This window comes from Shewanella sp. SNU WT4 (assembly GCF_006494715.1).
Classification (GTDB): domain Bacteria; phylum Pseudomonadota; class Gammaproteobacteria; order Enterobacterales; family Shewanellaceae; genus Shewanella.
On record NZ_CP041151.1, the window covers coordinates 812,395 to 829,143 of the forward strand.

The 16,749-nt window shown below is 46.5% G+C and carries 9 protein-coding genes; 7 read left to right on the plus strand and 2 right to left on the minus strand.

Going from position 1 to position 16,749, the window contains the following annotated elements; translation table 11 throughout:
- The first annotated feature begins 439 nt into the window (after positions 1-439).
- The 6 genes from pdhR (at position 440) to FJQ87_RS03690 (ending at position 12,046) form a co-directional block, all read left to right on the plus strand.
- Positions 440-1,192 (plus strand): pyruvate dehydrogenase complex transcriptional repressor PdhR, encoded by a 753-nt coding sequence (gene pdhR, locus FJQ87_RS03665; protein WP_140933974.1) that lies wholly within the window; start codon positions 440-442, stop codon positions 1,190-1,192.
- A gap of 119 nt (positions 1,193-1,311) precedes the next feature.
- Positions 1,312-3,972 (plus strand): pyruvate dehydrogenase (acetyl-transferring), homodimeric type, encoded by a 2,661-nt coding sequence (gene aceE, locus FJQ87_RS03670; RefSeq protein WP_140930636.1) that lies wholly within the window; start codon positions 1,312-1,314, stop codon positions 3,970-3,972.
- 13 nt (positions 3,973-3,985) lie between these two features.
- Positions 3,986-5,860 carry a pyruvate dehydrogenase complex dihydrolipoyllysine-residue acetyltransferase gene (gene aceF, locus FJQ87_RS03675; RefSeq protein WP_140930638.1) on the plus strand — a complete coding sequence of 625 codons (1,875 nt, stop codon included), beginning with the start codon at positions 3,986-3,988 and terminating at the stop codon, positions 5,858-5,860.
- A 177-nt stretch (positions 5,861-6,037) separates the two neighbouring features.
- Positions 6,038-7,465 (plus strand): dihydrolipoyl dehydrogenase, encoded by a 1,428-nt coding sequence (lpdA, locus tag FJQ87_RS03680; RefSeq protein ID WP_140930640.1) that lies wholly within the window; start codon positions 6,038-6,040, stop codon positions 7,463-7,465.
- Positions 7,466-7,667: 202 nt separating this feature from the next.
- Positions 7,668-9,839 carry a patatin-like phospholipase family protein gene (locus FJQ87_RS03685; protein ID WP_240778895.1) on the plus strand — a complete coding sequence of 724 codons (2,172 nt, stop codon included), beginning with the start codon at positions 7,668-7,670 and terminating at the stop codon, positions 9,837-9,839.
- A 146-nt stretch (positions 9,840-9,985) separates the two neighbouring features.
- A complete protein-coding gene (locus tag FJQ87_RS03690) occupies positions 9,986-12,046 on the plus strand; it encodes a M13-type metalloendopeptidase (protein WP_140930644.1) in 2,061 nt (686 codons plus the stop codon).
- Between the two features lie 97 nt (positions 12,047-12,143).
- Here FJQ87_RS03690 and hxpB read toward each other — a convergent pair whose 3' ends face one another.
- The gene (hxpB, locus tag FJQ87_RS03695) at positions 12,144-12,863 is read right to left on the minus strand and encodes a hexitol phosphatase HxpB (protein WP_140930646.1); all 720 of its coding nucleotides are present in this window, start codon (positions 12,861-12,863) and stop codon (positions 12,144-12,146) included.
- A 340-nt stretch (positions 12,864-13,203) separates the two neighbouring features.
- Here hxpB and acnB point away from each other — a divergent pair, with 340 nt between their 5' ends.
- On the plus strand, positions 13,204-15,801 hold the full coding sequence (acnB, locus tag FJQ87_RS03700) for a bifunctional aconitate hydratase 2/2-methylisocitrate dehydratase (protein ID WP_140930648.1): 2,598 nt from the start codon (positions 13,204-13,206) through the stop codon (positions 15,799-15,801).
- 149 nt (positions 15,802-15,950) lie between these two features.
- Here acnB and rsd read toward each other — a convergent pair whose 3' ends face one another.
- Entirely contained in the window at positions 15,951-16,451 is a 501-nt protein-coding gene (gene rsd, locus FJQ87_RS03705; protein ID WP_140930650.1) for a sigma D regulator, read from the minus strand.
- Positions 16,452-16,749 lie beyond the last annotated feature (298 nt).

Below are 16,749 nucleotides of genomic sequence, written 5' to 3' on the forward strand. Positions count from 1 at the left end.
GGATTTTTGCAGCAGAATAAATCCCAGCCAAAAAATGGGGCGTAATTAGCATTTTTGGTGGGTTATTGAACGATTTGGGATGGCACTAGGTGCTAGTGAGTCACTTAGTGCGCATGCCAATTTGGATAATAGGCTAACAAAACTGTGCGAACTTAGGCATAAATGCTAGATTTTAAGGCTGATTATTAAAGGGAATTTATTTGGTTGGATAAATGCTATGCACCAAGCGCCTGTTTTTAGTCTATTTTTGTGCAAGCATTGATTTGAATCAAGTCAGCATTGATTTCGTTATTTTGTTTATGTCTTTTTGGGGCGCGCTCACAAAAATAAACTGCAATTGATCTGAATCACTTTGTGGACAGGATATGTGTGATTTGATAAAGTGCGCTCACTCATTTAAATTGGTAAGACCAATTGACAACAGAGCTGAGGGCCAATGATGGCTTATAGTAAAATAAACCAGCCGAAAATTTCCGATGTGATTATGCAACATCTTGAACGCATGATCTTGGAAGGCAGTTTGCAACCGGGTCAAAAACTACCGGCAGAGCGCGAACTGGCAATTCAATTTGAAGTTTCTCGTCCTTCATTAAGAGAAGCGATTCAAAAGCTGGAAGCCAAAGGATTGCTGCTGCGCCGTCAAGGTGGTGGCACTTACGTTAAAGAACAGCTCTGGCAAAGCCTTGCCGATCCTATCGTTGAACTGATGCAAAATGATAGAGAAAGTCAGTATGACTTACTCGAATTTCGTCATGCTACTGAAGGCATGATGGCCTATTTTGCCGCACTGCGCGGCACTGATGCTGACATGCAGCACATTAAAAAGATGATCCTTGAAGTTGAAACAGCTAAAGGCATCGAGGCGCAATCCCATGCAATAGTGCGTTTTTATCGCGCCATTGCCGAGGCCTCTCACAATGTGGCTATGTTACATCTAGTATTAAGTTTAACCCCTGTGCTGCATAACAATGTGGCAGAGAATTTGGAGCTTCTGAGCCGTCGAGAAGATGCTTCCACTATGGCTAATGATCACAGGCGCGCGCTTTTGGCCGCGATTGTTCGCCGCGACCCTGAGGGCGCGCGCGAAGCTTCGAATGAACATTTAAGTTATATCGAAGAAGTCATGTTAGCCGTCAGGGATGAAGACAGCCGGTTGCAGCGTAGTCTGCGCCGATTAAAACGTGGCGAATAATCGTAATCCAGCGCTGAATAACGCAGCCGGAACGATGCCCTTTAAAGGTGTTTGGCAGTAATGACTTGCCAAGCGCATCCGAATATTCAATTTTATTTTGTATAGGGAAGGACAGCGACATGTCTGCACATATGCTACAAGACTTAGATCCACAGGAAACCACTGAGTGGTTGTCGGCTCTCGAATCAGTTGTACGCGAAGAAGGTGTTGAGCGTGCTCAATTCTTACTTGAGCAAGTACTTGATAAGGCTCGTTTAGATGGCGTTGATATGGCGACTGGTATTAATACCAACTATATCAATACTATTCCTACGAACCAGGAGCCAGCATATCCTGGCGACACTACCCTTGAGCGCCGCATACGTTCAATCATTCGCTGGAATGCCATCATGATCGTGCTACGTGCGTCTAAGAAAGACTTAGACCTCGGTGGCCACATGGCGTCTTACCAGTCATCAGCTGCTTTCTACGAAGTGTGCTTTAACCATTTCTTCCGTGCTCCTAACGAAGTTGATGGTGGCGATTTAGTTTATTATCAAGGCCATATCGCACCTGGTATCTACTCGCGCGCTTTCCTTGAAGGTCGTTTAACTGCTGCTCAGTTAGATAACTTCCGTCAAGAAGTTGATGGTAAAGGCTTGCCTTCTTACCCGCATCCTAAGCTGTTACCAGAATTCTGGCAGTTCCCGACTGTATCTATGGGTCTTGGCCCAATGTCAGCCATTTATCAGGCACGTTTCCTGAAATACTTAAATGGTCGCGGTCTGAAAGACACGTCTGCTCAACGCGTATACGCCTTCTTAGGCGACGGTGAGATGGATGAGCCAGAATCACGCGGTGCTATCTCTTTCGCAGCTCGCGAAAAGCTTGATAACCTGTGTTTCTTAGTTAACTGTAACCTGCAGCGTCTTGATGGCCCAGTTATGGGTAACGGCAGCATCATCCAAGAATTGGAAGGTCTGTTCCGCGGCGCGGGTTGGAACGTAGTTAAGGTTATCTGGGGTAACAACTGGGATTCTTTATTAGCTAAAGACACTACTGGTAAGTTACTGCAGTTAATGAATGAAACTGTTGACGGTGATTACCAGACCTTTAAGTCAAAAGATGGCGCTTATGTTCGTGAGCACTTCTTTGGTAAGTACCCAGAAACGGCTGCATTAGTTGCTGATATGACTGATGACCAAATTTTCGCGCTTAAGCGTGGTGGTCATGAATCATCTAAGTTATACGCTGCTTTCGTTAATGCTAAAGAAACCAAAGGTAAGCCAACTGTTATTCTGGCTAAAACCGTTAAAGGTTATGGCATGGGCGACGCGGCTGAAGGCAAGAACATTGCTCACGGCGTGAAGAAGATGGACATGACTCATGTTCTGCATCTGCGTGACCGTTTAGGTCTTGAAGATCTGCTGAGTGATGAAAAAGTCGCTGAACTGCCGTATTTACAGTTAGAAGAAGGTTCTGCTGAATATAACTATCTGCACAGCCGTCGTCAGGCGCTGCATGGTTATACGCCACAGCGTTTACCTAACTTCACTGAAGAATTAATTGTGCCAGAAGTTGAAGAATTCAAGCCGTTGCTCGAAGAGCAAAAGCGTGACATCTCTACCACTATGGCGTTTGTACGTGCATTAAACGTACTGCTGAAGAACAAAAACATTGGTAAGAACATAGTCCCAATTATTGCCGACGAAGCCCGTACCTTTGGTATGGAAGGTCTGTTCCGCCAAATCGGGATTTATAACCCACATGGCCAGGAATACACCCCAGAAGATCGCAGCATAGTGTCTTACTATAAAGAAGCGACTTCAGGCCAAGTATTGCAAGAAGGTATTAACGAACTGGGTGCAATGTCATCTTGGGTAGCTGCTGCAACATCTTACAGCACCAACGACTTGCCAATGATCCCGTTCTACATCTACTACTCTATGTTCGGTTTCCAACGTATTGGCGACATGGCGTGGATGGCTGGTGATCAGCAAGCTCGTGGCTTCTTATTAGGCGCTACTGCTGGCCGTACTACCTTAAACGGTGAAGGTTTACAGCACGAAGATGGTCACAGCCATATTCAGGCGAACACTATTCCTAACTGTATTTCTTATGACCCAACGTTTGCTTACGAGTTAGCGGTAATCATGCAAGACGGTATCCGTCGCATGTATGGCGATCAAGAAAACGTGTTCTACTACCTGACGCTGATGAACGAAAACTACGCCATGCCAGCCATGCCAGAAGGCGCTGAAGATGGCATTCGTAAGGGTATCTACAAGTTAGAATCTTATGCCGGTGAGCATAAGGTGCAACTGTTAAGCTCAGGCACCATCATGAACGAAGTGCGTAAAGCCGCGGCCATTTTGAGTGAAGAGTATGGCGTAGCCTCTGACGTATTCTCTGTGACTTCATTCAACGAGTTGACTCGTGATGGACAAGACGCTGAGCGTTACAACATGCTGCACCCAGAAGCTGAAGAGAAGCAAGCTTACATCAGCCAAGTGATTGGTAAAGAGCCAGCGATTGCGGCCACCGATTACATGAAGAACTACGCTGAGCAAGTGCGCGCCTTTATGCCTTCTGTATCTTACAAGGTATTAGGTACTGACGGTTTCGGTCGTTCAGATAGCCGTGAAAACCTGCGTCGTCACTTCGAAGTGAATGCAAGCTATGTCGTAGTTGCTGCCTTGTCTGAATTGGCAAAGCGTGGCGATATTAAGAAGTCGGTTGTGACTGAAGCTATTGCTAAGTTCAACATCGACGCTGATAAGATCAATCCGCTGTACGCGTAAGAGGCAAGATAAAATGACAATCCAAATTCATGTCCCAGACATTGGTGCTGACGAAGTTGAAGTGACCGAGATTTTGGTCAGCGTTGGCGACAAAGTGGAAGCTGAGCAGTCTCTTATCTCTGTCGAAGGCGATAAAGCATCGATGGAAGTTCCGGCCTCTACTGGCGGTATCGTTAAATCTATTAAGATTGCGATTGGCGACAAAGTGACTACCGGTTCATTAATCATGGAATTTGACACAGAAGCGGGCGCCCAGCCTGTTGCTGCGCCAGCTCCAGCCGCTGTTGCCGCTCCTGCGGCAGCAGTGAGCACTGCACTGCAAGCGGTTAACGTGCCAGATATTGGCGGCGATGAAGTTGAAGTGACTGAAGTCTTGGTTAAAGTAGGCGACACAGTTGCTGCAGACCAAGCCATCATCAGTGTTGAAGGCGATAAAGCCTCAATGGAAGTACCAGCGCCATTTGGCGGTGTACTGAAAGAACTGAAAGTTGTTGTTGGTGACAAGGTCTCAACTGGCAGCTTAATCATGATGTTTGAAGTTGCAGGTAGCGCTCCAGTGGCAGCTCCTGCAGCCGTAGCGGCTCCTGTCGCTGCTGCAGCGCCATCGGTTCAAGATGTGATGGTGCCAGACATAGGTGGTGATGAAGTTGAAGTGACTGAAATCATGGTTAAAGTAGGCGACACTGTTGCTGCTGACCAGTCACTGATTAGCGTTGAAGGTGACAAGGCTTCTATGGAAGTTCCTGCTCCTTTCGCTGGTACTGTGACCGCGATTAAGATTGCCCTGGGCGATAAAGTCTCTACTGGTTCACTGATCATGAGCTTTAGCGTAGCTGGCGCCGCGCCTGCAGCTCCTGCTCAAGTGGCAGCTCCTGTTGCAGCACCAGCCGTGCCTGTGCAAGCTGTTGCACCTGTAGCGCAAGCTGCTGTTGCTAGCGGTGAGTTCGTTAATAACGCCGCTTATGCACATGCATCACCAGTCATCCGCCGTATGGCCCGTGAGTTAGGTGTTAACTTAGCTAACGTTAAAGGTTCTGGTCGCAAGAATCGCATTGTTCGTGAAGACGTACAGGCTTATATCAAGGCTGCTATCAAGCTGGTTGAATCTGGCCAAGTGAGCGCTAAAGCGGCCACAGGTGGTGAACTGGATCTGCTGCCTTGGCCAAAGGTTGATTTCAGCAAGTTTGGTGAAACTGAAATTAAAGCACTGTCACGCATCCAGAAGATTTCTGGCGCTAACCTGCACCGTAACTGGGTTAAAATCCCTCATGTTACTCAGTGGGATAACGCTGATATTACTGAACTGGAAGACTTCCGTAAGGCGCAAAATGCCGCTGAAGCGAAGAAGAATTCTGGCATGAAGATCACCCCACTGGTGTTCATCATGAAAGCGGTTGCTAAGGCGCTGGAAGCTCACCCAACCTTTAACTCGTCACTGTCTGATGATGGCGCGAGCTTAATTCTGAAAAAATATGTCAACATTGGTATTGCCGTTGATACGCCAAATGGCTTAGTGGTACCTGTGTTCAAAGACGTGAACAAGAAAGGCATTCACCAGTTATCTGAAGAGCTGATGGTTGTGTCTAAGAAAGCCCGTGACGGTAAGCTGACTGCTGCCGACATGCAAGGCGGTTGTTTCACTATTTCAAGCTTAGGCGGCATTGGCGGTACGGCATTTACGCCGATTGTTAACGCTCCTGAAGTGGGTATTTTGGGCGTATCTAAGTCTGAAATTAAGCCAGTTTGGAATGGTAAAGAATTTGCTCCACGCTTAATGCTGCCACTGTCACTGTCTTACGATCACCGCGTGATCGATGGCGCTGAAGGTGCACGCTTTATTACCTTCTTGAATAACTGTTTATCAGATATTCGTACCCTGGTTTTATAAAAGTTAAGGCTGCTGCTTAGCAGCAGCCTTTTTATATAGCTTTTAAGTCAGTGATTGTTATCTGAGCTAAACACAGGTTAGAATCGGCCAAACTACAAGGACTTCGGTGTTCAATAGCCGGCTCTTAATCTGGAAGCGATAGTATCGCTAGCACTGATAAGAAATATAGAGGAAGACATGAGTAACGAAATTAAAACTCAGGTAGTGGTATTAGGCTCCGGCCCTGCCGGCTATTCAGCAGCATTTCGCGCCGCCGATCTTGGTTTAGAGACAGTGATCGTTGAACGCTTTAATACTTTAGGTGGCGTGTGCTTGAACGTGGGTTGTATCCCATCTAAAGCCTTATTGCACGTAGCTAAAGTGATTGAAGAAGCGAAAGTAATGGCTTCTCACGGTGTCACTTTCGGTGAGCCACAAATCGATATCGAAAAACTGCGCGCTTATAAAGCTGGCGTAGTTGGCCAATTGACTGGCGGATTGGGCGGCATGTCCAAGATGCGTAAAGTGAATGTGGTTAATGGTGTTGGTCAATTTGTTGGCCCTAACACGATTGAAGTGACTGGCGCTGCAGGCGTAACTCGCATCAATTTCGATAACGCTATTATCGCTGCGGGTTCGCGTCCAATCGAATTACCTTTCATTCCTCATGAAGACCCACGTATTTGGGATTCAACCGACGCCTTAGAACTGAAAGAAGTTCCTAAGAAAATGTTGGTAATGGGCGGCGGTATTATTGGTCTAGAAATGGGCACAGTATACGCAAGCTTAGGCAGTGAAATCGACGTGGTTGAAATGTTCGACCAAGTGATCCCTGCTGCTGATAAAGATATCATCCGTATCTTTACCAAGAAGATTAAGCAGAAGTTTAATCTGATGCTGGAAACTAAAGTGACTGCGGTTGAAGCTCGCACTGATGGCATTTATGTCAGCATGGAAAGCAAAACCGGTCCATTAGAGCCAGTACGTTATGATGCCGTATTAGTGGCTATTGGTCGTACGCCAAATGGTAAGCTGATTGCCGCTGAAAAAGCTGGCGTGAATGTTGATGAGCGTGGTTTCATCAATGTTGATAAGCAAATGCGCACTAACGTGCCGCACATTTTTGCTATCGGTGACATCGTTGGTCAACCTATGTTGGCTCACAAAGGTGTGCATGAAGGCCATGTGGCTGCTGAAGTAATTTCTGGTCTGAAGCATTTCTTCGACCCTAAAGTAATCCCATCGATTGCTTATACTGACCCAGAAGTCGCTTGGGTAGGTGTAACTGAGAAAGAAGCTAAAGCACAAGGCTTGTCATACGAAGTATCGACTTTCCCATGGGCTGCCAGTGGCCGCGCTATCGCATCTGATGCGAGCGACGGTATGACTAAGCTGATTTTTGATAAAGATACCCATCGCATTATTGGTGGCGCCATTGTTGGTGTTAACGGCGGTGAGTTGTTAGGTGAAATTGGCTTAGCCATTGAAATGGGTTGTGATGCTGAAGATTTAGCATTAACCATCCATGCTCACCCAACCTTACATGAATCTGTTGGTCTGTGCGCCGAAGTGTACGAAGGTTCTATCACTGATTTGCCAAACCCAAAGGCAAAAAAGAGAAAATAAGCCTTAAGGCTTAAAACTAAAAGCGCCCTAGTGGCGCTTTTTTGTTGTTAAAATTTCAAGCAAATTTACAACAATAAACACTAATTCAATGTGTTGCCTTGCGCTTCTTGCTAGAATCATTGCCAATATGACATCTGTGTCGCTATGGAGCTTGGTGATGGTGCGAACCCTTTTACTTTGGTGCAGTCTGACGTTGCCCTTTATGGCGCTGGCTGATGATGGCAAGCGGCCGACTGTGGGGTTAGTGCTCAGTGGTGGCGGCGCCAAAGGGGCGGCGCACATTGGCGTGCTTAAAGTACTCGAAGCCAATAAAATCCCGGTAGATTATGTGGCCGGCACCAGTATCGGCGCCTTTGTTGGTGGCATGTATGCCTTAGGCTATAGCGTGATGGAAATCGAAGCCATTATGCTTAATACCGACTGGGCGGCAGGCTATTCAGACACTATCGCTCGCCAAGATTTAAGTTATCGCGATAAGCAGCAGCGCGATGAATATAATATCCCACTCGACTTAGGCTACAGTGATGGCCGCATGAAATCTCCCCGCGGTTTACTCAATGGCCAAACCATGGCGTTACTGCTGCAAGATGCCGCAGGCCTAGTGCAGAATTTTGATAGTTTTGATGATTTATCCATTCCTTATCGAGCGGTCACAACCAATCTCATCACCAGTGAAGCTTATGTGCTGGGCTCAGGCAATATAGTGACAGCCATGCAAGCGTCGGCCACTGTGCCTGGCGCTTTGTTGCCGGTTGAACTTGATGGCATGCTGCTGGTGGATGGCGGTATTGCCAACAACATGCCGGTGGATGTGGTCAAAGCCATGGGCGCCGATATAGTGATAGCCGTTGATATCGGTTCATCCTTGATGACTAAAGAGCAGCTCACAGGCACTATTTCAGTGTTAAATCAGTTATCGACCATCTTGACTAACGCCAGCACTGAAAAGCAAAAGTTACTACTGACAGATAAAGATATTCTTATTCGCCCCGATGTTGGCGATATGAGTACCACAGATTTTACTATCATGCCCCAAGTCTTGCCTTTAGGCATAAATGCTGCCATGGCGCAGATAGATAAGCTGCAAACACTGAGCCTTGATGATGCCAGTTGGCAAGCTTATACCAATCATAAAGCAGTGGTGCGAGAACAGTGGGTTGATGAACTGAAAGCGCCGCTGATAGCCGTAAAGCTTAATAATCAATCCAATGTGAGCGATGCCATTATTTATGATTCCTTAGGCATAGGCGCGGGCGCTCTGGTTAATAAAGATGAGTTAGATGCCGGTATTAATCGAATTTACTCCCTCGATTTATTTGAGCGGGTTGATGCTGAGTTTTTAGATACCCCGCAAGGTCGGGTGTTAGTAGTAACTACTAAGTCTAAGTCCTGGGGGCCAGATTATTTTCAGTTAGGGCTTAACTGGGAAGATGACTTTACATTGGAATCGGCCTTTAGTTTTGATTTTGCCTATCAAATGACAGGCCTTAATGAGCTTGGCGGCAGTTGGCGCAACGAGCTGCAATTTGGTTCTGAAAAGCTATTTGCTACTGAGTTTTATCAGCCCCTTGATAATGATCGTTTGTTTTACGCAAGAGCCCGCGCTCAGTATCAAATTGAAAATTTAGATTTGTTTGATGCTAATCGCTTGCTGCTGGCACTGACTAAAAACACCTATCGAATCGACTTAGGCCTTGGGTATAACTTCAGTACTCCCGGGAGGATTGAGTTTGGATTTACCGGTGATGCGGGTGATTTATCGCAAGAGATGTATTTTGAAAATCAATTAGATTTCAATAGTTATGGCGCTTATGTGCTGCTCGGCTATGACACCTTAGATAGCATAAGTTTTCCGACTTCAGGCAATCGCGTTAATCTTAATGTGTATTGGCGTAAAGAGAAGCTTGATCTCATAGGGAATCAATCCCATGGAAATTCGCTGCAAGTTGAGTTTGATTGGAAAGGCGCCTTAAGTGTCGGTAATCATGCTTTTGTGGGTAAGTTTGCGGCAGCAACTGTGGATAGTGAAGGCGTTTACACGCTGCAATTGTCTGAGCTTGGAGGATTTTTAAATCTCTCTGGTTATCATAGAGATGCGTTAATCGGGCCGCATAAGTTATTTGGCGCCATGATTTATCAGTATGATTTAGGTCGCGATATGCTGGGGATGGATGCTTTCCCCTTGTATTTGGGCTTAAGCGCTGAGGCCGGTAATGTATGGGTACAACGAGATGCCGTCAGTTTTAATGATTTAATCTATGGCAGCAGCCTTTATTTAGGCACAGATACCGCGCTCGGCCCAGCAGCACTTGGGTTTGGCGTGACAGATACTGGGCAGCGCTCCTTATATATTTTCGTGGGTAAAAACTTCTAAGTTTATCAATGGCGAGCTTAATAACGACCTTAAACACAGCCATGATTGAGGTCGCAATAGTCGTTTACAAATTCAGCACTCGCTAGTCACACGCAGCGTAATAAGCTAAATTGTTGACACATTGAAGTTTAAGCCAAGGAATAATAATGAATAAAGTAAGCTCCTTAGCCTTAGGGATAGCATTAACCTTAGGGCTCGCCGCATGCAGCCATAGTGACAAGTCTGCGACTAGCCAAGCGCCAACTATCCCAGCGGTTTCTGGCATAGAAACCAAGAATTTTGACCCTGCCGTGCGCCATCAAGATGACTTCTATTATTCAGTCAATGGCTTGTGGTTAGCTAACACCCCAATTCCTGCCGATCAATCTAACTATGGCGCTTTCTCTGTGCTGTATGATGAAAGCCAGCAAGCTCTCAGGCTGATTATCGAGCAAGCGGCCGCCAATAAAGGGGCAAAGGCTGGCACTAATCAGCAAAAGATTGGCGATTTTTATAACAGCTACATGAATACTCAGCTACTTGATGAGTTAGGTGCTAGCCCTATTCAGCCGCTGTTAAGTGATATTGCTAAGGCTAAAACCCATGATGAACTCGCCGCCGTTATGGGCAAGTTGCTGATCAATGGCGCCAGCATTCCTATGGGCTTTTATGTCAATAATGATGCTAAAAATTCCAGCGAATATGCCGTCTATTTAGGTCAGTCTGGGCTTACTTTGCCTGATAGAGATTACTATTTAAAAAATGAACCTAAGTTTGTAGCGAGCCGCGAAGCCTTAGCTAAATACGTGACTGAAGTGATGACTGAGGCGGGTTATAGCGCGCCTGAGCGCGCCGCGCAAAGTGTGGCCGTGATTGAAAACTTTATTGCTGAGCATCAATGGAGCCGCACTGAATCACGCGATGCCAACAAGCGTTACAACAAGATGAGTATGGAAAAGCTGCAAACCTTACTTGGTAGTTTTGATGTCAGCGCTTTTAATCAGGCCGTTGGGCTAGAAGGTAAAACCGCGGATATTATCGTGTCGCAGCCGTCTTATTTTGAGGCCTTAGGTAAGAAGTTTAAAACTCTGCCGCTACGCATGTGGCAAGACTATTTAGCTTTCCATTTAGTGGATAATTACGCTGAGCTGCTGAGTGGCCAGTTTGTGGATTTGCACTTTGGCTTTCACGGTCAAACCTTGCAAGGCATAGAAGCGCAAAAGCCGCGCTGGAAGAAGGCGGTGGATGCGGCCGATGGCGTGATTGGTGAAATGATCGGGGAAGAGTACGTTAAAGCTAACTTCAAGCCAGAAGCTAAAGCACGCATGGAGGTGATGATCCAAAACCTGATTAAGGCCTTTGAAGTCAGCATTAATGAGCTTGAATGGATGAGCGCTGCCACTAAGTTGGAAGCGCAGGACAAGTTATCTAAATTTACTTACAAAATTGGTTATCCAGATAAGTGGCGCGATTACAGTGAATTAAGCTTGGCGGCCGACGATCTGGTTGGTAACTATGAGCGTTATAGCCAGTTTGAATACGCGCAGATGATAGCTAAGTTAGGTAAGCCCATCGATCGCACTGAGTGGCATATGACGCCGCAAACGGTGAACGCCTATTTTAACCCTGTGATGAATGAAATCGTGTTTCCTGCCGCGATTTTGCAACCGCCGTTCTTTAACATGGCAGCCGATGATGCGGTTAACTATGGCGGCATCGGCGCTGTGATTGGCCATGAAATCAGCCATGGTTTTGATGACCAAGGCTCTAAGTACGATGGCAATGGCAACCTACGCAACTGGTGGACAGAGCAAGATAAGCAAGAGTTTACCGCGCGCGCTAAGCAACTGGCAGAGCAGTACAGTCAGTATGAAGCGCTGCCAGGCAAATTCGTTAATGGCGAAATGACCTTAGGCGAGAATATTGGCGATCTAGGTGGCTTAACTGTGGCCATGCGCGCTTATCAAATGAGTCTTAATGGTAAGCCATCGCCTGTGCTTGATGGTTTAAGCGGTGAGCAGCGCTTATTTGTGGGTTGGTCACAAGTGTGGCGCCGCAATTATCGCGATGAAGAAATGGGACGACGCTTATTAACCGATGTTCATTCCCCTAGTCATTATCGCGCCATGGGCACGCCAAAAAACATTGCTGAATTTTATCAGGCGTTTGATGTTAAAGAGGGCGATAAGATGTATTTAGCGCCTGAGCAAAGAGTCAAAATTTGGTAAGCGCGTTCAAGTGAACTAAATAAGTAAAAATGATTAAGCCAGGCACTGCCTGGCTTAATTTTTGGCTGCAATTAAATGGTGATGATTATCGGGGGCGTTAATGGCTGTGTTGCCGGGCGTCTTGCTTAAGGCTCGTCTCGCACCAGCTTTGCTCACATAAACTATCGAGTAACTTAGGCAGTTCCAGCAAACTTTGGCGCTGATAATGACTGGCGCCAAAACCTTTATCTTGCGCTTGCTCTAACGCTGGGATCACTAAGGTTTGCATGCCAGCAGCGCGCGCCGCTATCATGCCATTGACTGAATCTTCCACGGCTAAACATAAATTGGGCGCGACGCTTAAGGCGTATGCGCAATTAAGATACACCTCAGGGTGCGGCTTACCGTACGCTAAGCCTTCGGCGCTACAAGTGGCAGCAAAATAGTGGCCTAAATTAAGGCGCGTCATCACGGCATCTAAAATAGAGCGCGGTGACGATGTTGCTAACCCAATTTTTAGCGCTAATTGCTGACAATGTTTAAGCGCGGCTTCAACGCCGGTTAAGGCTTCGCCCGATTCCAGAATAAAATCCACTAAGCGCTGACTAATGTAATCGGTGACTTGCTGCTTGTTAGCATTAGGCCAAGGCTTACGTTGATACCAGTATTCCACCACTTGATCGACCCTAAGGCCTGTGGTGGTGATGACATCACTTAGGCTGAGATTAAGACCCACGGCCGCAAAGGCGGCTATTTCTGCTTGTTGCCACTGAGGCTCTGAATCTATCAGTACGCCATCCATATCAAAAATTATTGCTTTAATTGCCGCCATCCTCAGGCTTCTCCTATGATTTACGCGCTCTACACTATCGTCTAATTCCCTAACTCATTAGTAAAATTTACACTGATTAGTGTTAAATGATGCAGATTAGTTGTTGCTAGTTGTGAGCTAATGCATAGTTTTGTAAAGCTGTAGTATACTGGCAAGCGGAAATGCGTGGTAAAGGTATCATGCCGCTTGAGCGAGTGAGTCGTAACAGCCTAGTAGCAGAATACCACCAAGGAACCCGTCGGACTGCGACTTCGACCCTGAAGCCCAGCAGTATCGAGTGATACCCACATAAAGTGCTAGAGTGCATGGTGTGGTATTAGAACGCCTAACAAAGAGGAATGTTGCCGTGCTAGAAGCATATCGTAAACACGTCACAGAGCGTGCCGCAGAAGGTGTAGTCCCTAAACCACTGGATGCACAACAAGTTGCTCTATTAGTCAAACTCGTTGAAACCCCACCTGCAGGTGAAGAAGCCTTTATTCTTGATCTGCTTGAAAATCGAATTCCCCCAGGTGTTGATGAAGCGGCTTACGTAAAAGCAGCTTTCCTCGATGCAGTCGCTAAAGGCAAAGTGACATCGCCTATCTTATCGGCGGCGCGTGCTACTGAGTTACTTGGTACCATGCAAGGCGGTTACAACATTGAGCCGTTAATCGCGCAATTAGATAACCCAGCCTTAGCGCCGATAGCGGTTAAAGCTTTGTCACATACCTTGCTGATGTTTGACTCTTTCCATGATGTGATTGATAAGATGGATACGGGTAATGGCTATGCTAAACAAGTCGTTGAAGCGTGGGCTAATGCCGATTGGTATTTAAGTCGCCCTAAATTGGCTGACAAGATTAGCCTTACTGTATTTAAAGTGTCGGGTGAAACTAACACTGATGATTTATCGCCAGCCCCTGATGCTTGGTCACGTCCAGATATTCCACTGCATGCCTTAGCTATGCTCAAAAACGCCCGCGATGGCATTGAGCCTGATGTGGCTGGCAGCGTTGGCCCGATTAAAAAAATTGATCAGCTAAAGAGCCAAGGTTTCCCGCTCGTGTACGTGGGTGACGTGGTGGGTACTGGTTCATCACGTAAATCTGCCACTAACTCAGTGCTGTGGTTTATGGGCGATGATATTCCTTTCGTGCCGAACAAGCGTGCTGGTGGTTTCTGTTTGGGCGGTAAAATCGCGCCGATTTTCTTCAATACCATGGAAGATGCGGGCGCGCTGCCCATTGAGCTTGATGTTAGCTTGATGGAAATGGGCGATGTGATCGACATTTATCCGTACGCCGGTCAAGTTAAGCGTCACGGCACCAATGACGTGATTTCAAGCTTTAGCCTAAAAACTGACGTGTTACTGGATGAAGTGCGTGCTGGTGGCCGTATTCCGCTGATTATCGGCCGCGGTTTAACTGATAAAGCGCGTCAAGTATTAGGCCTTAAAGCCTCAGACGTGTTTGTGCGTCCACAAGATGTGGCCGATTCTGGCAAAGGTTATACCTTAGCGCAGAAGATGGTAGGTAAGGCCTGCGGCGTTGCTGGTGTGCGCCCTGGTCAATATTGTGAGCCTAAGATGGCATCTGTGGGCTCGCAAGATACCACAGGTCCTATGACTCGTGATGAGCTTAAAGACTTAGCCTGTTTAGGTTTTAGCGCCGATTTAACCATGCAGTCATTCTGCCATACTGCGGCCTATCCTAAGCCGATTGATGTTAATACTCACCATACTCTGCCAGATTTCATTATGAATCGTGGCGGCGTGTCACTGCGCCCAGGCGATGGTGTTATTCACTCTTGGCTGAACCGTATGTTATTGCCTGATACGGTAGGCACTGGCGGCGACTCACATACCCGCTTTCCGATTGGTATTTCATTCCCAGCGGGTTCTGGTTTAGTGGCGTTTGCGGCGGCAACTGGCGTTATGCCACTTGATATGCCTGAGTCAGTCTTAGTGCGTTTTACTGGCAAGATGCAGCCAGGTATTACGCTGCGCGATTTAGTCCATGCCATTCCATTAAAAGCCATTGAACTTGGCATGCTGACGGTTGAGAAGAAAGGAAAAGTCAACATCTTCTCTGGCCGCGTATTGGAAATTGAAGGTCTTGAAACCCTGAAAGTTGAGCAAGCCTTTGAATTATCTGATGCCTCGGCTGAGCGCTCGGCGGCAGGTTGCACCATTAAGCTGGATAAAGAGCCTATCATCGAATATCTCAACTCTAACATAGTCATGTTGAAGTGGATGATTGCTGAAGGCTATGGCGATCGCCGCACGATTGAACGCCGCATTAAGGCGATGGAAGAGTGGTTGGCTAAGCCTGAACTGATGGTGGCTGATAGCGATGCTGAGTATGCCGCTGTGATTGAGATTGATCTTGATACCATCAAAGAGCCAATCTTATGTGCGCCGAACGATCCTGATGATGCCGTGCTGCTCTCAAGTGTGGCGCAAACTAAGATTGATGAAGTGTTTGTCGGCTCATGCATGACTAACATAGGTCACTTCCGCGCTACCGGTAAGATGCTGGATAAGTTTGCTAAAACGCTGCCAACCCGTTTATGGATAGCGCCGCCCACTAAGATGGATAGAGATCAACTGACGGAAGAAGGCTATTACGCCATCTTTGGTCGCGTGGGTGCTCGCATTGAAATCCCTGGTTGCTCATTATGTATGGGTAACCAAGCGCGAGTGGCCGAAGGCGCGACTGTAGTATCAACCTCTACACGTAACTTCCCTAACCGTTTAGGTACTGGCGCTAATGTGTATTTAGCATCGGCAGAGCTCGCTGCTGTGGCAGCCTTGCTGGGGCGTTTACCGTCAGTGGAAGAGTATCAAGTGTACGCTAAAGAGTTAGACGCCACAGCGGCTGACACTTATCGTTATTTGAACTTTGATCAGCTCGATAGCTATACCAAAAAAGCCGAGACAGTTATTTTTCAGTCTGCGGTATAAGTCTGCAATATAGATTTACGGCTTGGCCCTGAGTTATCGCTCAGGGCATTAATTCTTAACTCTAGCGGTTAATTAAGCTTGATATTTATTGACCACAGATCTAAAAAGCCAGCATTCGCTGGCTTTTTTATAAGCAACACTTAGCGGCATTATTGCGCCAGTGAATCGCTTTCAGTTTCTTTAGTGGCTGAGACATACAGATACAAGATCTCCAATAATTGATCTTCAAATCCAAAGCGTGTTTCTAAGGCATGAATTAAATTGGCGAGATCTTTATCGAGTGAGAATAATACTGTGTCATCTTCTGCCTCAGCGTATTTATCGCTGAAATCGAGAATATCATCTGTGGTTTTGTGAATTTGCGGCAGTAATTTACTGACTAAATCGCGGCTTTGTTGACCGTGTTGTTCGCAAGCCGATACCATATGGCTATAAACATCAAAATGGCCTTCAGAAACATAATCGACAATCAGGGCGCAGAATTGATTTACTTGTGGAAGATTGGGTAAACAGGATTTTGATTGATAAGGCGCACAGCCGGCGAGCTTGCAATAACTGACCAATAGATTGCGTCTATGCCCAAGCCATTGATCAATAAGCTTATCTGCTCCGCCCCATTCCTTTTCAGCTATTTCTAACTTGGTTAGCATGACCTTGCCTCATCTATTTTTACCTTAGTTCTTAATGTATGTAAGCAATTAGGAATGATCAACTGTTTTTATTAAGCGCGGGCAGTTTTAATACTTTCTTCATCAAATATTCAAACACCCAAATAAACGCCAGCCAATAAAAAACCCTGCAACGACGGAATCATTGCAGGGCAAATAATTTGTGAACTTAGGGGCTCGATACAGCGAGCTTCTTGATTGTTCTTGCTAGCGCACATTTTTTATAACAGAGGGACGCTAAATCCGCAACTTTTTTATGGTAAATAAGGCGCTATCGACT

What these genes read in the sequence shown, in the direction of transcription:
- lpdA (WP_140930640.1), top strand. Translation starts at nt 6,038, where the DNA reads ATGAGTAACGAAATTAAAACTCAGGTAGTGGTATTAGGCTCCGGCCCT.
- aceF (WP_140930638.1), top strand. Translation starts at nt 3,986, where the DNA reads ATGACAATCCAAATTCATGTCCCAGACATTGGTGCTGACGAAGTTGAA.
- pdhR (WP_140933974.1), top strand. Translation starts at nt 440, where the DNA reads ATGGCTTATAGTAAAATAAACCAGCCGAAAATTTCCGATGTGATTATG.
- rsd (WP_140930650.1), bottom strand. Translation starts at nt 16,451, where the DNA reads ATGCTAACCAAGTTAGAAATAGCTGAAAAGGAATGGGGCGGAGCAGAT.
- FJQ87_RS03685 (WP_240778895.1), top strand. Translation starts at nt 7,668, where the DNA reads ATGGCGCTGGCTGATGATGGCAAGCGGCCGACTGTGGGGTTAGTGCTC.
- aceE (WP_140930636.1), top strand. Translation starts at nt 1,312, where the DNA reads ATGTCTGCACATATGCTACAAGACTTAGATCCACAGGAAACCACTGAG.
- FJQ87_RS03690 (WP_140930644.1), top strand. Translation starts at nt 9,986, where the DNA reads ATGAATAAAGTAAGCTCCTTAGCCTTAGGGATAGCATTAACCTTAGGG.